General features: G+C 71.6%; 15 protein-coding genes and 1 tRNA gene. 14 read left to right on the plus strand and 2 right to left on the minus strand.

The genetic code is table 11. The features are described from left to right. The first annotated feature begins 187 nt into the window (after window positions 1–187). The 12 genes from N798_RS14095 to N798_RS14150 all read left to right on the plus strand — a co-directional run bounded on the left by N798_RS14095 (window position 188) and on the right by N798_RS14150 (window position 13886). A complete protein-coding gene (locus N798_RS14095; protein WP_035949553.1) occupies window positions 188–424 on the plus strand; it encodes an HGxxPAAW family protein in 237 nt (78 codons plus the stop codon). A gap of 10 nt (window positions 425–434) precedes the next feature. Next, the gene (gene trpC / locus N798_RS14100) at window positions 435–1223 is read left to right on the plus strand and encodes an indole-3-glycerol phosphate synthase TrpC (RefSeq protein ID WP_035949555.1); all 789 of its coding nucleotides are present in this window, start codon (window positions 435–437) and stop codon (window positions 1221–1223) included. After that, on the plus strand, window positions 1220–2473 hold the full coding sequence (gene trpB / locus N798_RS14105) for a tryptophan synthase subunit beta (RefSeq protein WP_035949557.1): 1254 nt from the start codon (window positions 1220–1222) through the stop codon (window positions 2471–2473). The genes trpC and trpB overlap by 4 nt, the downstream gene beginning before the upstream one ends. Beyond that, a complete protein-coding gene (trpA, locus tag N798_RS14110) occupies window positions 2470–3282 on the plus strand; it encodes a tryptophan synthase subunit alpha (RefSeq protein WP_035949558.1) in 813 nt (270 codons plus the stop codon). Before trpB ends, trpA begins: the two co-directional genes overlap by 4 nt. Beyond that, window positions 3279–3746, plus strand: coding sequence for a MauE/DoxX family redox-associated membrane protein (locus N798_RS14115; RefSeq protein WP_035949561.1), 468 nt, complete (start codon window positions 3279–3281; stop codon window positions 3744–3746). The genes trpA and N798_RS14115 overlap by 4 nt, the downstream gene beginning before the upstream one ends. A gap of 40 nt (window positions 3747–3786) precedes the next feature. Next, on the plus strand, window positions 3787–4554 hold the full coding sequence (locus N798_RS14120) for a DsbA family protein (protein WP_052117375.1): 768 nt from the start codon (window positions 3787–3789) through the stop codon (window positions 4552–4554). After that, window positions 4551–5474: a prolipoprotein diacylglyceryl transferase gene (lgt, locus tag N798_RS14125; RefSeq protein ID WP_035949564.1), complete on the plus strand. Its 924-nt coding sequence runs from the start codon at window positions 4551–4553 to the stop codon at window positions 5472–5474. Before N798_RS14120 ends, lgt begins: the two co-directional genes overlap by 4 nt. A gap of 138 nt (window positions 5475–5612) precedes the next feature. Further along, a complete protein-coding gene (gltB, locus tag N798_RS14130) occupies window positions 5613–10157 on the plus strand; it encodes a glutamate synthase large subunit (RefSeq protein ID WP_035949567.1) in 4545 nt (1514 codons plus the stop codon). Then, a complete protein-coding gene (locus N798_RS14135; protein ID WP_035949569.1) occupies window positions 10150–11610 on the plus strand; it encodes a glutamate synthase subunit beta in 1461 nt (486 codons plus the stop codon). The genes gltB and N798_RS14135 overlap by 8 nt, the downstream gene beginning before the upstream one ends. A gap of 43 nt (window positions 11611–11653) precedes the next feature. Beyond that, window positions 11654–13111 carry a pyruvate kinase gene (pyk, locus tag N798_RS14140; protein ID WP_035949571.1) on the plus strand — a complete coding sequence of 486 codons (1458 nt, stop codon included), beginning with the start codon at window positions 11654–11656 and terminating at the stop codon, window positions 13109–13111. A gap of 54 nt (window positions 13112–13165) precedes the next feature. Further along, a tRNA-Leu gene (locus tag N798_RS14145) sits at window positions 13166–13248 on the plus strand. A gap of 32 nt (window positions 13249–13280) precedes the next feature. Next, complete coding sequence (locus N798_RS14150) at window positions 13281–13886, plus strand: ANTAR domain-containing response regulator (protein ID WP_035949574.1); 606 nt, start codon at window positions 13281–13283, stop codon at window positions 13884–13886. A 54-nt stretch (window positions 13887–13940) separates the two neighbouring features. Here N798_RS14150 and N798_RS14155 read toward each other — a convergent pair whose 3' ends face one another. Then, window positions 13941–14738 (minus strand): DUF554 domain-containing protein, encoded by a 798-nt coding sequence (locus tag N798_RS14155; RefSeq protein WP_035949758.1) that lies wholly within the window; start codon window positions 14736–14738, stop codon window positions 13941–13943. A 116-nt stretch (window positions 14739–14854) separates the two neighbouring features. Here N798_RS14155 and N798_RS14160 point away from each other — a divergent pair, with 116 nt between their 5' ends. After that, a complete protein-coding gene (locus N798_RS14160; RefSeq protein ID WP_052117376.1) occupies window positions 14855–15415 on the plus strand; it encodes a GNAT family N-acetyltransferase in 561 nt (186 codons plus the stop codon). A 75-nt stretch (window positions 15416–15490) separates the two neighbouring features. On the opposite strand, the gene N798_RS14165 is transcribed toward N798_RS14160, so the two are convergent. Next, window positions 15491–15901, minus strand: a complete 411-nt coding sequence (locus tag N798_RS14165) for a hotdog fold thioesterase (protein ID WP_371870447.1) — start codon at window positions 15899–15901, stop codon at window positions 15491–15493. Between the two features lie 72 nt (window positions 15902–15973). Here N798_RS14165 and polA point away from each other — a divergent pair, with 72 nt between their 5' ends. Continuing rightward, window positions 15974–18646, plus strand: a complete 2673-nt coding sequence (gene polA / locus N798_RS14170; RefSeq protein WP_035949578.1) for a DNA polymerase I — start codon at window positions 15974–15976, stop codon at window positions 18644–18646. Window positions 18647–18657 lie beyond the last annotated feature (11 nt).

Genomic DNA, 18657 nt, shown 5'->3' on the forward strand with positions numbered 1-18657 from the left:
CCGTCGGCGGGCTCGCCCGGGCACGCCGCGCCGCGCCGGGGCTGTCGTCGCGCTACGAGGCGCCCGGGCGCGCACCCGCCAGCGACTGGGACCAGCTCACCGCCGGCGAGGACCCGACCGATGTCGGTCCGGGCGGGCGCGAGTGACACAATGACGCTCGAACCACCCACTTCTGACGGAGGCATCCATGGCTGACCACCACGACGACGACCACCACGGCCACAGCCTCGCTGCCTGGGTCATGGTCGGGGTGGTGCTCCTCGGCTCGGCCGTGGTCTCCGTCGGCATCGTCATGTGGAGCCTCGCCGTCAGCATCATCGGGGTCGTCGTCATCGTCGCCGGCCTCGTCGCCGGCAAGGTCCTCGCCCTCGCGGGGCACGGTGTCGACGGCGCGGTCGCCCGCGCCGACGGCAACCTCTCCTGAGCCCGCGCGCATGACCACCGTGCTCGACGCCATCGTCGCCGGTGTGCGCGAGGACCTCGCCGTCCGCACCGAGGCCGTCAGCCAGCCCGACCTCGAGCGCCGCGTCGCCGACGTCCCGGCCGCCATCGACGCCGAAGAGCGCCTGCGCGCGCCCGGCCTCTCGCTCATCGCCGAGGTCAAGCGCGCCAGCCCGAGCAAGGGCGAGCTCGCCGAGATCGCCGACCCGGCGGCCCTCGCCGCGACCTATGCCTCCGCCGGCGCCACAGCGATCAGCGTGCTCACCGAGCAGCGCCGCTTCCGGGGCAGCCTCGACGACCTCGACAGCGTCCGCGCGGCCGTGCAGGTCCCGGTGCTGCGCAAGGACTTCATGGTGACGGACTACCAGCTCTGGGAGGCCCGCGCCCACGGCGCCGACATCATCCTGCTCATCGTCGCCTCGCTCACCGACGCCGAGCTCGTGCGGATGCACGGTCTCGCCCGCGAGCTCGGCATGACCGCGCTCGTCGAGGTCCACGACGAGGGCGAGACCCAGCGAGCCGTCGACGCCGGCGCTTCGGTCATCGGGGTCAACGCCCGCAACCTCAAGACCCTCGAGGTCCACCGCGACACCTTCTCGCGGCTCGCCCCGCTCATCCCGCCGGGCGTCGTCAAGGTCGCCGAGTCCGGGATCTCCGGAGCGGACGACGCGGCGATGTATGCCGCCCAGGGCGCCGACGCGGTCCTCGTCGGCGAGGCGCTCGTCAGCGGTCCCGACCCGGCCGCGGCGGTGCGCGACATCCTCGCGGCGGGTGCGGCGTGAGCGCCGGACGGTTCGGGGCCTTCGGCGGACGCTACGTCCCCGAGGCCCTCGTCCCCGCCCTCGAGCAGCTCGACGAGGAACGCCGCGCCGCGATGGCGGACCCGACCTTCCTCGCCGAGCTCGAGGAGCTCCACCGGACCTACACCGGTCGGCCCAGCATCATCACCGAGGTGCCCCGCTTCGCCGCCCACGCCGGGGGCGCGCGCATCATCCTCAAGCGCGAGGACCTCAACCACACGGGCTCGCACAAGATCAACAACGTCATCGCCCAGGCGCTGCTCACCAAGCGCATGGGCAAGACCCGCGTCATCGCCGAGACCGGCGCCGGCCAACACGGTGTCGCCACGGCCACTGCGGCCGCGCTCATGGGCCTCGAGTGCCGCGTCTACATGGGCAAGGTCGACACCGAGCGCCAGGCCCTCAACGTCGCCCGCATGCGCATGCTCGGCGCCGAGGTCGTCGCCGTCGAGCACGGCAGCGCGACCCTCAAGGACGCGATCAACGAGGCGCTGCGCGACTGGGTGACCAACGTCGAGCACACCCACTACCTCATCGGCACCGTCACCGGGCCGCACCCGTTCCCCGAGATGGTGCGCGACTTCCACCGGATCATCGGCGTCGAGGCCCGCGAGCAGGTGCTCGAGCTCACCGGCCGGCTGCCCGACGCGGTCGTCGCGTGCGTCGGCGGCGGGTCCAACGCCATGGGCATCTTCCACCGCTTCATCGAGGACGAGGGCGTGCGCCTCGTCGGCGTCGAGGCCGGGGGCGAGGGCCTCGAGGGCCGGCACGCGGCGCGGTTCGCGAGCGCGGTGCCCGGCGTCCTGCACGGCGCGATGAGCTACCTCATGCAGGACGAGGACGGCCAGACGATGGAGTCGCACTCGGTCTCGGCCGGGCTCGACTACCCGAGCGTCGGCCCGGAGCACGCCTTCCTGCGCGACTCCGGACGCGCGGACTACGTCTACGCCACCGACGAGCAGGCGATGGAGGCCTTCGCGCTGCTCTGCCGCACCGAGGGCATCATCCCGGCGATCGAGTCGGCCCACGCCCTCGCCGGTGCGCTCGTCCTCGGCCGCGAGCTCGGCCCCGACGGGATCATCCTCGTCAACCTCTCCGGGCGCGGCGACAAGGACATGCACACAGCGGCGGAGTGGTTCGGTCTCGTCGAGCAGGACCCCGACGCCGAGACGGTGCCCGAGGGCACGTCCGACGACCCGGGCGCGACCGGCGACGGACGGACCCAGCTGTGAGCGCCGGGCTCGGGGTCGCCGACGTCCTCGCCCGCTGCCGCGAGGAGGGGCGCGCCGCCCTCATCGGCTACCTCCCCGTCGGCTTCCCCGACGTCGAGGGCTCGATCCGCGCCATGGTCGCGATGGTCGAGTCCGGCGTCGACGTCGTCGAGGTCGGGCTGCCCTACTCCGACCCGCTCATGGACGGTCCCGTCATCCAGCACGCCGTCGAGACGGCGCTGGCGGGCGGCACCCACGTCGTCGACGGCTTCCGCGCGACGCGTGCGGTCCGCGACGCCGGCGCCCCCGCTCTCGTCATGAGCTACTGGAACCTCATCCTGCGTCGCGGCGTCGACCGGTATGCCGCGGAGCTGGCTGCCGCCGGCGGCGCCGGCCTCATCACCCCGGACCTCATCCCGGAGGAGGCCGAGGAGTGGATCGCGGCCAGCGAGCGCGAAGGCCTGGACCGGGTCTTCCTCGTCGCGCCGAGCTCGACGCCGGAGCGGCTCTCGAGGGTCACCGACTCCTGCCGCGGCTTCGTCTACGCCGCCTCCACGATGGGCGTGACGGGGGAGAGGTCGAGCGTCGGCTCGTCGGCCCGCGACCTCGTCGAGCGCACCCGCGCCGTGACCGACCTGCCGGTCTGCGTCGGGCTGGGGGTGTCCAACGGCGACCAGGCCGCCGAGCTCGCCGGCTATGCCGACGGCGTCATCGTCGGCACGGCGTTCGTCCGGGTGCTCTCCGGCGAGGGGGAACTCGGTGCCCGCCTCGACACGTTGCGCGAGCTGACGGCCGACCTGGCCCGGGGAGTGAGGGAAGGAGCGCGGTGAGCACGCGTGTCGCCGATGGTCTCGGGTCGATCGCCCGTCTCGTCCTCGGCGTCGTGTTCCTCGTCGCCGGTGGCCTCAAGGTCACCACTCCCGAGGCGTCCGCCAAGGCCACGCAGGCCTACCAGGTGCTCCCGCACGACCTCGCCGCCTACGTCGGCTACGCGCTGCCGATCGTCGAGGTGATCCTCGGCCTGCTGCTCCTGCTCGGCCTCTTCACCCGCGTCTCGGCCATCGTCAGCTCGCTGCTGCTCGTCGTCTTCATCGCCGGCATCGCACAGGCCTGGGCCCGTGGCCTCACCATCGACTGCGGCTGCTTCGGCGGGGGCGGGACGGTGGCCGCCGACGAGACCTCCTACCTGCCTCGCATCCTCGAGGATGTGGGCATGCTCGCGTGCGGGCTGTGGCTGTCGCGGCGCCCGTCGTCCCACCTGTCCCTCGACCGCGCGCTCTTCCGAGCCCACTGAGCCCGACCGACCCGACCGCCCCACCAGGAGAAGCAGCACCATGGCCCAGAAGTCCACACCGAAGAGCGCGCGCCAGGCGAAGATCGACGCGGTCCGCAAGGACGGGGGCGGCGGGGTCAACCGCATCGTCGTCGGCGCGGTCGTCGCCGTCGTCGCGATCATCGCCGTCGTCGGCGGCGTCGTCGTCGCCGAGCGCAACCAGCAGGACCGGGTCGGCACGAGCACCACCGTGCCCGCCGGCGCGTCCGGCATGGGCCAGGGCTTCGTCGCCAACGCCGACGTCACGCTGCAGCCGAACGCTCCGACGCTCGAGGTCTACGAGGACTTCCAGTGCCCGGCCTGCGCCCTGTTCGAGCAGGTCATGGGCGGCACGGTCGCCGACCTCGCCAAGGAGGGGAAGATCAAGCTCGTCTACCACCTCAAGACCTTCCTCGACGCCAACCTGCGCACCACCCACTCGCTGACGATGGGCAACGCCGCCATGTGCGCGGCCGACGCCGGCAAGTTCCAGGCCTTCCACGACGCGGTCTACGCCAACATGCCCGCCCAGGAGGGCCAGGGCTGGCCGACCGCCCAGGTCAGGGGCTTCGCCGAGGGCGCCGGCATCACCGGCGCGGCCCTCGACGCCTGGCAGACCTGCGTCGACGAGCGGAAGTACGGCACCTACGTCGAGTCCACCGAGGAGTCCTCGAGCAAGGCCGGCATCAACTCGACGCCGACCGTCGTCCTCGACGGCCAGAAGCTCGACTTCAACGCCGTGCCGGACCCCGCCGCCCTCAAGGCCGCCGTCGAAGCAGCCACGAAGTGACCGCACTCGTCCCGGCCGTCATCCCGAGCCCGACGGCCGGGGTCCTCCACCTCGGCCCGCTGCCCATCCGCGGCTACGCCCTGTGCATCCTCCTCGGCATCGTCGTGGCCGTCTGGCTCACCGACCGCAGGATGCGCACGCGCGGAGGTGAGCCGGGTCAGGTCCTCGACGTCGCGGCATACGCGGTCGTGGCCGGCATCCTCGGCGGCCGCCTCTACCACGTCATCACGACGCCCGACCCCTACTGGGGCGAGAACGGCCGCCCGCTCGACGCGCTCAAGATCTGGGAGGGGGGCCTCGGCATCTGGGGCGCCGTCGCGCTCGGCGCCCTCGGCGCCTGGATCGGGTGTCGCAGGGTCGGGGTGCGCTTCCTCGACTTCGCCGACGCCGCCGCGCCCGGTGTCGCCATCGCGCAGGGGATCGGGCGCTGGGGCAACTGGTTCAACAACGAGCTCTACGGCGGGCCCACCGACCTTCCGTGGGGGCTGACGATCCACGAGTGGGACAACGGGGCCGGTCGCGCCGTCCGCGACGCCTCCGGCGACCCCGTCGTCCTCGGCACGTTCCACCCGACGTTCCTCTACGAGTTCTTCTGGGTCATGCTCCTCGCGGCCGTGCTGCTCCTCGTCGACCGGCGGTTCTCGCTCGCGCGCGGCCAGCTCTTCGGCCTCTATGTCGCGGGCTACCCGATCGGCCGCATCATCATCGAGAAGATGCGCACCGACGAGGCCGAGCTCATCCTCGGCCAGCGGCTCAACGTCTGGACGAGCATCCTCGTCTTCCTCATCGGGGTGGCAGTCTTCGTGCACACGGGCCGCCGGGCCCGTTCGGAGGGTCGGGATGAGCCGGTCGACGCGGACCGCTCTGGCGACGTCGACCGGAACGGCCGGGAGAGCGACGCGGACACTTCCACCATGTGAGATTTGCCGCTCGCAGTGCAAGACGGTGTTGGGCTAGCATCCCTGTCACGTGGCCACCGCTGTCCGCGTCCGATGACCTCCCGTGCCCGGACACCTCGTGTCTCCGGACTCCCGACTCCCTGAGGACGGTGACCCGACGTGTCCCCGACGCGCTTCTCCGCCCACCCGGCCGACACCGGTCTCTACCGGCGCGCCCACGAGCACGACGCCTGCGGCGTCGCCATGGTCGCGACGATGCGCGGGACGGCCGGTCACGACATCGTCGAGCACGCGCTCACCGCGCTGCGCAACCTCGACCACCGCGGCGCCACCGGTGCGGACCCGCTCGTCGGCGACGGCGCCGGCATCCTCCTCCAGGTGCCGGACGCCTTCTTCCGGGCCGTCCTGGACACCGAGCTGCCCGAGGCCGGCGCCTACGCCGCCGGCATGGCCTACCTCCCGCTCGACGAGGCCGAGCGCACGCAGGCGGAGGAGCGCATCGCCCAGATCGCGACCGAGGAGGGCCTCGAGGTCCTCGCGTGGCGCGACGTGCCCGCCGCGCCCGAGCTCGTGGGCGAGATGGCGCGAGCCTGTATGCCGTTCTTCCGCCAGCTCTTCGTCGCCACTCCCGACCGGGCCACCACGGGTCTCGAGCTCGACCGGCTCGCGTTCTGCCTGCGCAAGCGCGCCGAGCGCGAGGTCGAGGTCTACTTCCCGTCGCTGTCCTCGCGGACCATCGTCTACAAGGGCATGCTGACCACCGGCCAGCTCGAGCCGTTCTTCCCCGACCTGTCGGACGAGCGGATGGCCTCCGAGCTCGCCCTCGTGCACTCGCGCTTCTCGACCAACACCTTCCCAAGCTGGCCGCTGGCACACCCCTACCGGCTCATGGCCCACAACGGCGAGATCAACACCGTCAAGGGCAACCGCAACTGGATGCGTGCCCGCGAGAGCCAGCTCGTCTCCGACGTCATCCCCGGCGACCTCGAGCGCATCTTCCCGACGTGCACCCCGGACGCGTCCGACTCGGCGAGCTTCGACGAGGTCCTCGAGCTCATCCACCTCGGTGGGCGCTCGCTCCCGCACGCCGTGCTCATGATGATCCCGGAGGCGTGGGAGAACCACGCCGACATGGACCCGGCCCGCCGCGCCTTCTACGAGTTCCACTCGACGTTCATGGAGCCGTGGGACGGCCCCGCGTGCGTCGCCTTCACCGACGGCACCCTCATCGGCGCCGTGCTCGACCGCAACGGCCTGCGCCCGGGCCGCTACTGGGTCACCGAGGACGGGCTCGTGGTCCTCGCCTCCGAGGCCGGTGTCCTCGACCTGCCGGCCGAGAGCGTCGTCAAGCGCGGCCGCCTCCAGCCCGGGCGGATGTTCCTCGTCGACACCGCCGCCGGCCGCATCGTCAGCGACGACGAGGTGAAGTCCGAGCTCGCCGCCGAGCACCCCTACGAGGAGTGGCTGCACGCCGGTCTCCTCACGCTCGACGAGCTCCCGGAGCGGGAGCACATCATCCACACCGCCGCCTCGGTGGCCCGCCGCCAGCGCACCTTCGGCTACACCGAGGAGGAGCTCAAGATCCTCCTCGCGCCGATGGCGCGCACCGGCGGCGAGGCGCTCGGCTCGATGGGCACCGACTCGCCCATCGCGGTCCTGTCCGACAAGCCGCGCCTGCTCTTCGACTACTTCACCCAGCTCTTCGCGCAGGTGACGAACCCGCCGCTCGACGCGATCCGCGAGGAGCTCGTCACCTCGCTCGGCACGGTCATCGGCCCCGAGGGCAACATGCTCGAGGCCTCGCCGGTGCACGCGCGCCAGGTCGTCCTGCCCTTCCCGGTCATCGACAACGACCAGCTCGCCAAGATCGTCCACATCAACGCCGACGGCGACCTGCCCGGCTACGCCACCCACGTCGTCCGGGGCACCTACCTCGTCGACGAGGGCGAGCCCGCCCTGCGCGCCCGCCTCGACGAGATCTGCCGCGAGGTGAGCGAGGCCATCGCGCGTGGAGCGCGCTTCGTCGTCCTCTCCGACCGCGACTCCGACCGCGACCACGCCCCGATCCCGTCGCTGCTGCTCACCTCGGCCGTGCACCACCACCTCATTCGTGAGAAGACCCGCAACATGGTCGGCCTCCTCGTCGAGGCCGGTGACGTCCGCGAGGTGCACCACGTCGCGCTCCTCGTCGGCTACGGCGCCGCGGCGATCAACCCCTACCTCGCGATGGAGACCGTCGAGGACATGGTCCGCACCGGCGCCATCACCGGCGTCACCGCGGAGGAGGCCGTCAAGAACCTCATCAAGGCGCTCGGCAAGGGCATCCTCAAGGTCATGTCCAAGATGGGCATCTCGACCGTCGCGTCCTACCGCGGCGCCCAGGTCTTCGAGGCGCTCGGCCTCTCGCAGGAGCTCGTCGACCAGTACTTCACCGGCACGGTCTCGCAGCTCGGCGGCATCGGCCTCGACGTCATCGCCGCGGAGACGGCGGCCCGGCACGACTCGGCCTACCCGACCGACGGCGTCATCCTGTCGCACCGCAAGCTGCGCGTCGGCGGCGAGTACCAGTGGCGCCGCGAGGGTGAGCCGCACCTCTTCGACCCCGACACCGTCTTCCGGCTCCAGCACGCCACGCGCCAGCGCCGCTACGACATCTTCAAGCAGTACACCGAGCGGATCGACAACCAGGCCGAGCGGCTCATGACCCTGCGCGGGCTCTTCGAGCTCGGGGGCAGCGCCCGTCGCGAGCCGATCCCGGTCGACGAGGTCGAGCCGGTGAGCGAGATCGTCAAGCGCTTCAACACCGGAGCGATGAGCTACGGCTCGATCAGCCAGGAGGCGCACGAGACCCTCGCGGTCGCGATGAACCGCCTCGGCGGGCGCTCCAACACCGGTGAGGGCGGCGAGGACCTCGAGCGGCTGCTCGACCCCGAGCGCCGCTCGGCCATCAAGCAGGTGGCCTCCGGCCGGTTCGGCGTGACGTCGGTCTACCTCACGAACTCCGACGACATCCAGATCAAGATGGCGCAGGGCGCCAAGCCCGGCGAGGGCGGCCAGCTCCCCGGGCCGAAGGTCTACCCGTGGGTGGCGCGCACGCGCCACAGCACCCCGGGCGTCGGCCTCATCAGCCCGCCGCCGCACCACGACATCTACTCGATCGAGGACCTCGCCCAGCTCATCCACGACCTCAAGAACGCGAACCCGTCGGCTCGCATCCACGTCAAGCTCGTCTCCGAGATCGGGGTGGGCACGGTCGCGGCCGGCGTCTCCAAGGCGCACGCCGACGTCGTCCTCATCTCGGGCCACGACGGCGGCACCGGCGCCTCGCCGCTCACGAGCCTCAAGCACGCGGGCGGCCCGTGGGAGCTCGGTCTCGCCGAGACCCAGCAGACACTCGTCCTCAACGGGCTGCGCGACCGGATCGTGGTCCAGGTCGACGGCCAGATCAAGACCGGCCGCGACGTGGTCATCGCCGCCCTCCTCGGCGCCGAGGAGTTCGGCTTCGCCACGGCGCCGCTCGTCGTGAGCGGCTGCATCCTCATGCGTGTCTGCCACCTCGACACCTGTCCGGTCGGCATCGCCACCCAGAACCCGGAGCTCCGCTCGCGCTACACCGGCAAGCCCGAGTTCGTCGAGACGTTCTTCGAGTACATCGCCGAGGAGGTGCGCGAGCACCTCGCCTCGCTCGGCTTCCGCAGCATCGAGGAGGCCATCGGCCAGATCAGCTCGCTCGACACGAGCAAGGCCGTCGCTCACTGGAAGGCCTCGGGCCTCGACCTCGCGCCGATCCTCGCCGAGGTCGAGAGCCCCGACGGCTCGGGCAAGCGCCACCGCATCGCCCAGGACCACGGCCTCGAGAAGGCGCTCGACCACCAGCTCATCGCGGTGGCCCGCGAGGCCATCGACGACGGCACCGCGGTCACCGGCGAGTTCGCCGTCCGCAACGTCAACCGCACCGTCGGCACGATGCTCGGCCACGAGGTCACCCGCGCCCACGCCTCCGGCCTGCCGGACGGCACGATCGACTTCACCCTGCGCGGCTCGGCGGGCCAGTCCTTCGGCGCGTTCGTGCCGAAGGGCATCACCCTGCGGCTCGTCGGCGACGCCAACGACTACGTCGGCAAGGGGCTGTCCGGCGGTCGCATCGTCGTCGCCCCCGACCCGTCGGCGCCGCTGACCGCCGAGGACAACGTCATCGCCGGCAACGTCATCGGCTACGGCGGGACCTCGGGCGAGATCTTCCTGCGCGGCCGGGTCGGCGAACGCTTCTGCGTCCGCAACTCCGGCATCACCGCGGTCGTCGAGGGCGTGGGCGACCACGGCCTCGAGTACATGACCGGCGGCACCGTCGTCATCCTCGGCTCGACCGGGCGCAACGTCGCGGCCGGCATGTCCGGTGGCGTCGCCTACGTCCTCGACCTCGACGAGGCCAAGGTCAACCGCGAGCTCGTCGACGTCTCGGGCCTGCGCGAGGCCGACGTCGACGTCGTCCGTGGGCTGCTCGAGAAGCACCGTGACCTCACCGGGTCGCCGGTGGCCGGGCGGCTCCTCGACGACTGGGCCGCGGCCCGCGACCGCTTCTCGCTCATCCTTCCCCGCGACTACCAGCGTGTCCTCGACGTGCGTGCCGCCGCCGAGGCCGAGGGCCTCGACCTCGACGGCACCGAGGTCTGGGACCGGATCATGGAGGCATCCCGTGGCTGACCCCCAAGGCTTTCTCAAGACCCGCGAGCGCGAGCTCCCGGCCCGCCGCCCCGTGCCCGTGCGGATTAAGGACTGGCGCGAGGTCTACGAGGAGCAGGAGCTCGGGCAGCTCCAGCGCCAGGCCGGCCGCTGCATGGACTGCGGCATCCCCTTCTGCCACAGCGGCTGCCCCCTCGGCAACCTCATCCCCGAGTGGAACGACCTCGCCTGGAAGGGCGACTGGCGCCAGGCGATCGAGCGTCTCCACGCGACGAACAACTTCCCGGAGTTCACCGGCCGGCTGTGCCCGGCACCGTGCGAGACCGCGTGCGTCCTCGGCATCAACCAGCCGGCCGTGACGATCAAGCAGGTCGAGGTGACGACGATCGAGAAGGCGTTCGCCGACGGTGGCGTCGTGCCTCGTCCGCCGGAGCGTCTCTCGGGCAAGACCGTCGCCGTCGTCGGCTCGGGTCCCGCCGGGCTCGCGGCCGCGCAGCAGCTCTCCCGCGCCGGCCACACCGTCGCGGTCTACGAGCGTGCCGACCGCCCCGGCGGCCTGCTCCGCTACGGCATCCCCGAGTTCAAGATGGAGAAGTCGGTCCTCGACCGCCGCCTCCAGCAGATGCAGTCCGAGGGCACCCGTTTCCGCAGCTCGGTCGACGTCGGCACCGACGTCACGTGGGAGCAGCTGCGCGCCCGCTACGACGCGGTCGTCATCGCGATGGGCGCCACCGTCCCGCGAGACCTCGAGGTCCCCGGCCGCGAGGCCGACGGCGTCCTCCAGGCGATGGACTTCCTCCCGCCCGCCAACCGCGTGGCCATCGGCGAGACCGTCGACGGCCAGGTGACCGCCGAGGGCAAGGACGTCATCGTCATCGGTGGTGGCGACACCGGCGCCGACTGCATCGGCACGTCGCATCGCCAGGGCGCCCGCTCGGTGACGAGCCTCGAGATCATGCCGCAGCCGGGGGAGCAGCGCGCCCCGGGCCAGCCGTGGCCGACCTACCCGATGACGTTCCGTGTCGCCTCCGCGCACGAGGAGGGCGGCGACCGCCTGTATGCCGTGAGCACCCAGGAGATTCTCTCGGACGACGAGGGTCGGGTGAGTGGGCTGCGGATCCACGAGGTGCGTCGTGGCGAGACCGGCTTCGAGCCCGTGGAGGGCACCGAGCGGGTCCTCCCGGCCCAGCTCGTCCTCCTCGCCATGGGCTTCCTCGGCCCCCAGACCGAGGCGCTCGTCGGCCAGCTCGGCGTCGAGCTCGACGAGCGGTCCAACGTGCGTCGGGGCTCCGACTACATGTCGAGCGTGCCCGGCGTCTTCGTCGCCGGCGACGCCGGACGAGGCCAGTCGCTCATCGTGTGGGCCATCGCCGAGGGCCGCGCCGCGGCGCACCACGTCGACGCCTGGCTGTCCGGCAAGCCGTCGCGGCTGCCCCGTCCGGTCAACCCCACCGACCGCCCTCTCACGGTGTGACCCGCGTCACCGCGTAAACGTTTGCCTCGATAGGCTTCGGGCCATGCGCCGCGCCAAGATCGTCTGCACCCTGGGTCCGTCCACGTCCAGCCCCGAACAGCTGCGAGAGCTCGTCCGTTCGGGGATGGACGTGGCCCGGTTCAACCTCTCCCACGGGGACCTCGCCGACCACGCCCGCGTCTACCTCGACGTGCGCCGGGCGAGCGACGAGACCGGGCACGCGGTCGGCATCCTCGCCGACCTCCAGGGCCCCAAGATCCGCACCGGCCGCTTCAAGGACGGCTCGGTCATGCTCGAGCAGGGCGCCCGCTTCACGATCACCAACCGTGACGTCGAGGGCACCCAGGAGGTCGTCGGGACGACGTATGCCGGCCTGCCCGCCGACGTGTCCCCGGGCGACACGATCCTCATCGACGACGGCAAGCTCAACCTCGTCGTCGTCGAGTCCGACGAGACCGACATCGTCTGCGAGGTCGTCGAGGGTGGGGTGCTGAGCAACAACAAGGGCATCAACGTCCCCGGCGCCGCGATGAGCGTGCCCGCGCTGTCCGAGAAGGACGAGGTCGACCTGCGCTGGGCGCTCGACCAGCGCGTCGACATGATCGCGCTGTCCTTCGTCCGCAGCGCCGCCGACATCGAGCCGGTGCACAGGATCATGGACGAGAAGGGCGTCCGCCTCCCCGTCATCGCCAAGATCGAGAAGCCGCAGGCCGTCGACAACCTCGACGAGATCGTGCGGGCCTTCGACGGCCTCATGGTCGCCCGCGGCGACCTCGGCGTCGAGATGCCGCTCGAGACGGTCCCGCTCGTCCAGAAGCGCGCCTGCGAGCTCGGCCGCCGCAACGCCAAGCCGGTCATCGTCGCCACCCAGGTGCTCGAGTCGATGATCAGCAACAGCCGTCCCACCCGCGCCGAGGCGTCCGACGCCGCCAACGCGGTCCTCGACGGCGCCGACGCGCTCATGCTCTCGGGCGAGACGAGTGTCGGTGCGCACCCGATGGAGGCCGTGGCGACGATGGCGCGGATCATCGAGAACACCGAGGAGCACGGCCTCGGCCGGATCCTCCCGCTCGACACCAAGCCCCGCACCAAGGGCGGTGCCGTCACCGCGGCGGCCGCCGAGATCGGGGAGCTGCTCGGGTGCCGCTACCTCATCACCTTCACCGTGAGCGGCGACTCCTCGCGCCGGCTCTCGCGCGTCCGCCCGCGGATCCCGATGCTCGCCTTCACGCCGCACCAGTGGACCCGCTCCCAGCTCGCCCTCACGTGGGGCGTCGAGACGTTCCTCACCGCTCCCGCCCGTCACACCGACCAGTTCGCGATGCAGGTCGACGAGGAGCTGCTCGCGTGCGGCAAGGTCTCCGAGGGCGACCTCGTCGTCATCGTCGCGGGCTCGCCGCCCGGCATCCCCGGCTCCACCAACGCCCTTCGCGTGCACCGCATCGGTGACGCGAAGAACCGGGTCGCGCCGGCATACGAGGACGAGCCGGCCGACGCCTGAGCCGGTCGGCGGCCGGGGCACCCCCCGGGGGTCGGTAGACTGCCACCACCCCCGGCCGGGGTGGTGGAATGGCAGACACGGGGCACTCAAAATGCTCTGCCCGCAAGGGCGTGCGGGTTCAAGTCCCGCCCTCGGCACCCCGGGTCCGGCCGTCCCCTAGGCTGCTCCCGTGAGCGACACGACAGCCGAGAGCCCCGCACCCGCCAAGCGCATCCTCGTCGCCGAGGACGAGGCGATCATCCGCCTCGACCTCGCCGAGATGCTCGGGGAGGCGGGCTACGACGTCGTCGGCCAGGCGAGCAACGGCGAGCAGGCCGTCGAGCTCGCGACCTCGCTCCGTCCCGACCTCGTCATCATGGACGTCAAGATGCCCGTCCTCGACGGCATCAGCGCGGCCGAGCAGATCGGCAAGGAGCGCATCTGCCCGGTCGTCATGCTCACGGCCTTCAGCCAGACCGAGCTCGTCGAGCGCGCCCGCGACGCCGGCGTCATGGCCTACATCGTCAAGCCGTTCACGGCGACCGACGTCGTGCCCGCCATCGACATCGCGCTGTCCCGCTGGGGCGAGCTCAAGACGCTCGAGAACGAGGTCGCCGACCTCGGCGAGCGGCTCGAGACGCGCAAGGCCGTCGACCGTGCCAAGGGCGTGCTCATGAGCAAGCTCAAGATCAGCGAGCCCGAAGCGTTCCGGTGGATCCAGAAGACCGCGATGGACCGGCGGATGGGCATGAAGGAGGTCGCGGACGCGGTCGTGGCCGGCATGGAGAAGGCCTGACCCCACGGACCGAGGAAGACCGCGTATGCCGGCCGGCCGGCATACGCACGCCTGTCACCTCAGGGCGACGACCACCTGCGTGAGGAGCGGGGCGACGACGAGTGCGGGGAGCATGTCCGCCACGGGCACGTCCTTGATGCGGAGCAGGCGCAGGCCGATGCCCGCGAGCATGAGCCCGCCCGTCGCGGTGAGGGCGAGGATGTGCGGCTCGGGCAGGACCGAGCCGAGGAGGACCCCGACGACGGTGAGCGTGCCCTGCACCACGGCGACGGACACGGCGGAGAGCAGGACCCCGACGCCGAACGACGACGCGAAGGCGAGGGCGGCGAATCCGTCGAGCACCGACTTGAGGAGCAGCTGGTCGATGCCGCGGCCGAGACCGTCCGAGAGCGAGCCCAGGATCGTCAGGGGCCCGACGCAGAAGAGGAGCGAGGCACTGAGCCAGCCCTCGATGAACTTCTCGCGCGCCGTCGTCACGTGACCCGAGGCGTCGGCGTCGTCGGTGTCGGCGAGCGCGGGGGACCGGCGCGCGAACCACGACTCGATCGTCCCGGCGAGCGACTCGAGACGGTCGCCGATGCGCAGCAGCGACCCGAGGATCGACCCGAGGAGGAGCGACCCGAGGACGATGAGCACGGGGGCGCCGGAGCCGGTGGCGTCCGAGAGGACGGTGTCGGTGACGCTCACCGCCGAGAGCCCGGCCATGAGCAGCGTCGTGAGGCCGAGGCAGTCGGTGACGACCGAGCGGGTGCGGTCGGGGAAGCGGTGGCCGATGGCCATGCCGGCGAGCGCGCCGACGACGACGGTGACGACGTTGACGGCTGTCCCGAGGCCGGGGAAGGAGGGATCCACGACCGGCACTCTACGATTCGTCGGACGAATTCCCGCCAAGGCCTTCCGCGCGGACCTACCGCCCCGTAATGTCGGGATGTCATTGCGCAGGGGGCTGTGCAGTCGAGGAGGCGCCAGTGGCGCGCAACATGGTCGAGGTGTCTGCCGTGCGCAGGGACGACCTCGACGACCTGGTGGGGCTCTGGCTGGCGGCCAAGGTCGACGCCGGTGTGCCCCTGGAGGTGGCGACGCGCTTCGCCAACGACGGTCGCTTCGTCGCCGCCCTCGAGCGCCCCGAGGTGTGTGCCCACGTGGCCCGCCTCGACGGCCGGCCCGTCGGCTACGTCATGACGTCGGAGAACCCCTTCGGCCTCAGCCCCGAGCCCGAGATCGCGGTCGAGCAGCTCTACGTCGACCCGTCGGCCCGCCGCCACGGTGTGGCCCGCTCGCTCCTCTGCGCCGTCGTCGGCCACGCCGAGCGCGCCGGTTCCGAGGTCATCGTGAGCAACGTGCCGACCCAGAGCCGCGAGGCGCACCGCTTCTTCGCCCGGCTGGGGTTCTCGTCGGTCATCGTCCGCCGCGTCGTCGGGACGGGGGCCCTGCGCCGCCGCCTCTCACCCCAGGGCGGGGTGGGTTCGGCGGTCGAGCACCTCATCCGCCGTCGGCGCTCGCTGCGCGCGGAGTCGCGCGCCAGCTGAAGCAGCACGACTTCTTGCCAGTTCCAGCGCTCCGTGGTCCTGACGGACCGGCCCGCTGGAACTGGCAAGAAGAGGTCAGGCGCCGGGAGGGGCCTCGCGGACGAGGCACGTGATCCGCGACGTGCAGACGCGTCGGCCGTCCTCGTCGGTGACGACGACCTCCCACGAGCACAGGGTGTTGCCGAGCGAGATCGGCGTGGCCACGCCGGTGACGAGGCCGCTGCGCGCGGCGCGGTGGTGGGTGGCGTTGATGTCGGTCCCGACGACGATGCGGTCGGGGCCGGCGTGGATGGCCGAGCCGATGGAGCCGAGCGTCTCCGCGAGAACGACCGACGCGCCGCCGTGGAGCAGTCCGTAGGGCTGGGTGTTGCCCTCGACGGGCATCGTCGCGACGAGCCGGTCAGGTGCCGCCTCGGTGACCTCGATGCCCATGCGGTGGAGGAGGGACGTCGGGTTGAGCGCCTTCATCTGCTCGACGAGGGCCATGACGTCCGGGTGCGCGCTGCTCATGAGTGGTCGCCTTCTCTGCTGTCGGGGGCTGGCCATAGGCTGCCACGTGTGAGTCGCCTCCTTCTCCTCGACGGTCATTCCCTTGCCTACCGCGCGTTCTTCGCGTTGCCGGTGGAGAACTTCTCGACGAGCACGGGCCAGCACACCAACGGCGTCTACGGGTTCACCTCGATGCTCATCAACGTCCTGCGTGACGAGGCGCCCACGCACGTGGCGGTCGCGTTCGACGTGTCCCGCCAGACGTTCCGCTCCGAGGAGTACGCCGACTACAAGGCGACCCGGTCGAGCACCCCGAGCGAGTTCCAGGGCCAGGTGGCGCTCGTGCGCGAGGTCCTCGACGCCCTGCGCATCAAGCACGTCGAGGTCGACGGCTTCGAGGCCGACGACGTCATTGCCACCCTCACGACGATGGCCGAGGCCGAGGGCATGGAGGTCGTCATCTGCACGGGCGACCGCGACGCCTTCCAGCTCGTCACCGACAAGGTCTCCCTCATCTACCCCGTCCGCGGCGTCTCGGACGTCTGGCGGATGGACCCCAAGGCCGTCGAGGAGAAGTACCTCGTGCCGCCGGAGCGCTACAGCGACCTCGCCGCCCTCGTCGGCGAGACGAGCGACAACCTCCCCGGCGTGCCGGGGGTCGGCCCCAAGACGGCCGCGAAGTGGCTCGGCCTCTACGGCGACCTCGCCGGAGTCGTCGCCCACGCCGACGAGATCAAGGGCAAGGCGGGGGAGTCGCTGCGTGAGCACCTCAGCGGCGTCCTGCGCAACCGGCGCCTCAACCAGCTCGTGCGAGACCTCACCCTGCCGGTGACGATCGCCGACCTCGAGCGCGCCACGTGGGACCGCGAGGAGGTCCACAAGGTCTTCGACGGCCTCGAGTTCCGCGTGCTGCGAGAGCGGCTCTTCGAGACCTTCGACGCCGCACCCGACGAGGCCGAGGGCGGATTCGACCTCGACGCGTCGGTGCTCACCTCCGCCGACGTCCAGGCCTGGCTCGACGAGCACGCCATCGGGTCCGAGCCGACCGGCGTCCACGTCGTCGGCTCCTGGGGCCGGGGGACCGGCGACGTCATCGCGATCGGTCTCGCCACCGCCGGCAACGCCGCGGCCTACGTCGACGTCGCCGAGCTCGACGAGACCGGCGAGAAGGCGCTCGCCGACTGGCTCGCCGACGCGTCCCGACCCAAGGTCCTCCACGACCTCAAGGGTCAGTCGCACGCGCTGGCCGCGCGCGGTATGCCGGTCCGTGGCGTTGCGATGGACACCGCCCTCGCGGCCTACCTGGTCAAGCCCGACCAGCGCAGCTTCGACCTCGCCGACCTCGTCGTCCGCCACCTCGGCCGCGAGCTCAAGGCGGAGGCCCCGGCCGGCGGTCAGGGGATGCTCGACCTCGGCACCGAGGACGAGGTCGTCGGCCAGGACGCCATGGTCCGCGCCCGCGCCGTGCTCGACCTCTCGGTGCCGCTGGCCGAGCAGCTCGAGTCCACCGGTGGCACCGAGCTCCTCCGCGACCTCGAGCTGCCGCTCGTCGAGATCCTCGCGTCGATGGAGCGCACCGGCATCGCGGTCGACAGCGACGCCCTGAGCGCGCTGGAGGCCGACTTCGCCGCCAAGGTGCGCGAGGCCCAGCTCGACGCCTACGACGCCATCGGCGGCGACGAGATCAACCTCGGCTCACCCAAGCAGCTCCAGACCGTGCTCTTCGAGACGCTCGGCCTGCCCAAGACGCGGCGGACCAAGACCGGCTACACGACCGACGCAGATGCGCTCAACGACCTCTTCGTCAAGACCGAGCACCCCTTCCTCGAGGCGCTGCTGCGCCACCGCGACGCCACGCGTCTGCGGATCACCGTCGAGGGCCTCATCAAGTCGGTGGCCGAGGACCAGCGGATCCACACGACCTACATCCAGACGATCGCCGCGACGGGGCGGCTGAGCTCGACAGACCCGAACCTTCAGAACGTCCCGATCCGCACCGAGGAAGGCCGTCGCATCCGCGACGTCTTCGTCGTCGGCGAGGGCTACGAGTCGCTCATGAGTGCCGACTACAGCCAGATCGAGATGCGGATCATGGCCCACCTCTCCGGCGACGAGGGCCTCATCGAGGCCTTCCGCACCGGCGAGGACCTGCACCGGTTCGTCGGGGCGCGGGTCTTCTCGGTCGCACCGGAGGACGTCACGACCGAGATGCGCGCCAAGGTCAAGGCGATGAGCTACGGCCTCGCCTACGGGCTGTCCGCCTTCGGCCTCTCGAAGCAGCTGACGATCTCGACCGGCGAGGCGCAGGGACTCATGGACGAGTACTTCGCCCGCTTCGGCGGGGTGCGCGACTACCTCCGCGAGGTCGTGGCCGAGGCGCGCGCCACCGGCTACACCGCGACCATGCTCGGCCGTCGCCGCTACCTGCCCGACCTCACGAGCGACAACCGACAGCGCCGTGAGGGTGCCGAGCGGATGGCGCTCAACGCCCCGATCCAGGGCTCGGCGGCCGACATCATCAAGCTCGCGATGATGGGTGTCGACAAGGCACTGCACGAGTCCGGCGCGAAGTCGCGCATGCTGCTCCAGGTCCACGACGAGCTCGTCCTCGAGATCGCCCAGGGCGAGCGAGAGGACGTCGAGGCCCTCGTGCGCCGCGAGATGGGCAACGCCATCGAGATGGACGTCCCGCTCGACGTCAGCGTCGGTCTCGGCCGCAGCTGGCACGACGCCGCGCACTGAGCCCTCGCGCG

It is taken from the genome of Knoellia flava TL1 (assembly GCF_000768675.1).
GTDB classification, from domain to species: Bacteria; Actinomycetota; Actinomycetes; order Actinomycetales; family Dermatophilaceae; genus Knoellia; species Knoellia flava.

What these genes read in the sequence shown, in the direction of transcription:
- N798_RS14095 (WP_035949553.1), top strand. Translation starts at nt 188, where the DNA reads ATGGCTGACCACCACGACGACGACCACCACGGCCACAGCCTCGCTGCC.
- trpC (WP_035949555.1), top strand. Translation starts at nt 435, where the DNA reads ATGACCACCGTGCTCGACGCCATCGTCGCCGGTGTGCGCGAGGACCTC.
- N798_RS14120 (WP_052117375.1), top strand. Translation starts at nt 3,787, where the DNA reads ATGGCCCAGAAGTCCACACCGAAGAGCGCGCGCCAGGCGAAGATCGAC.
- pyk (WP_035949571.1), top strand. Translation starts at nt 11,654, where the DNA reads ATGCGCCGCGCCAAGATCGTCTGCACCCTGGGTCCGTCCACGTCCAGC.
- N798_RS14165 (WP_371870447.1), bottom strand. Translation starts at nt 15,901, where the DNA reads ATGGCCCTCGTCGAGCAGATGAAGGCGCTCAACCCGACGTCCCTCCTC.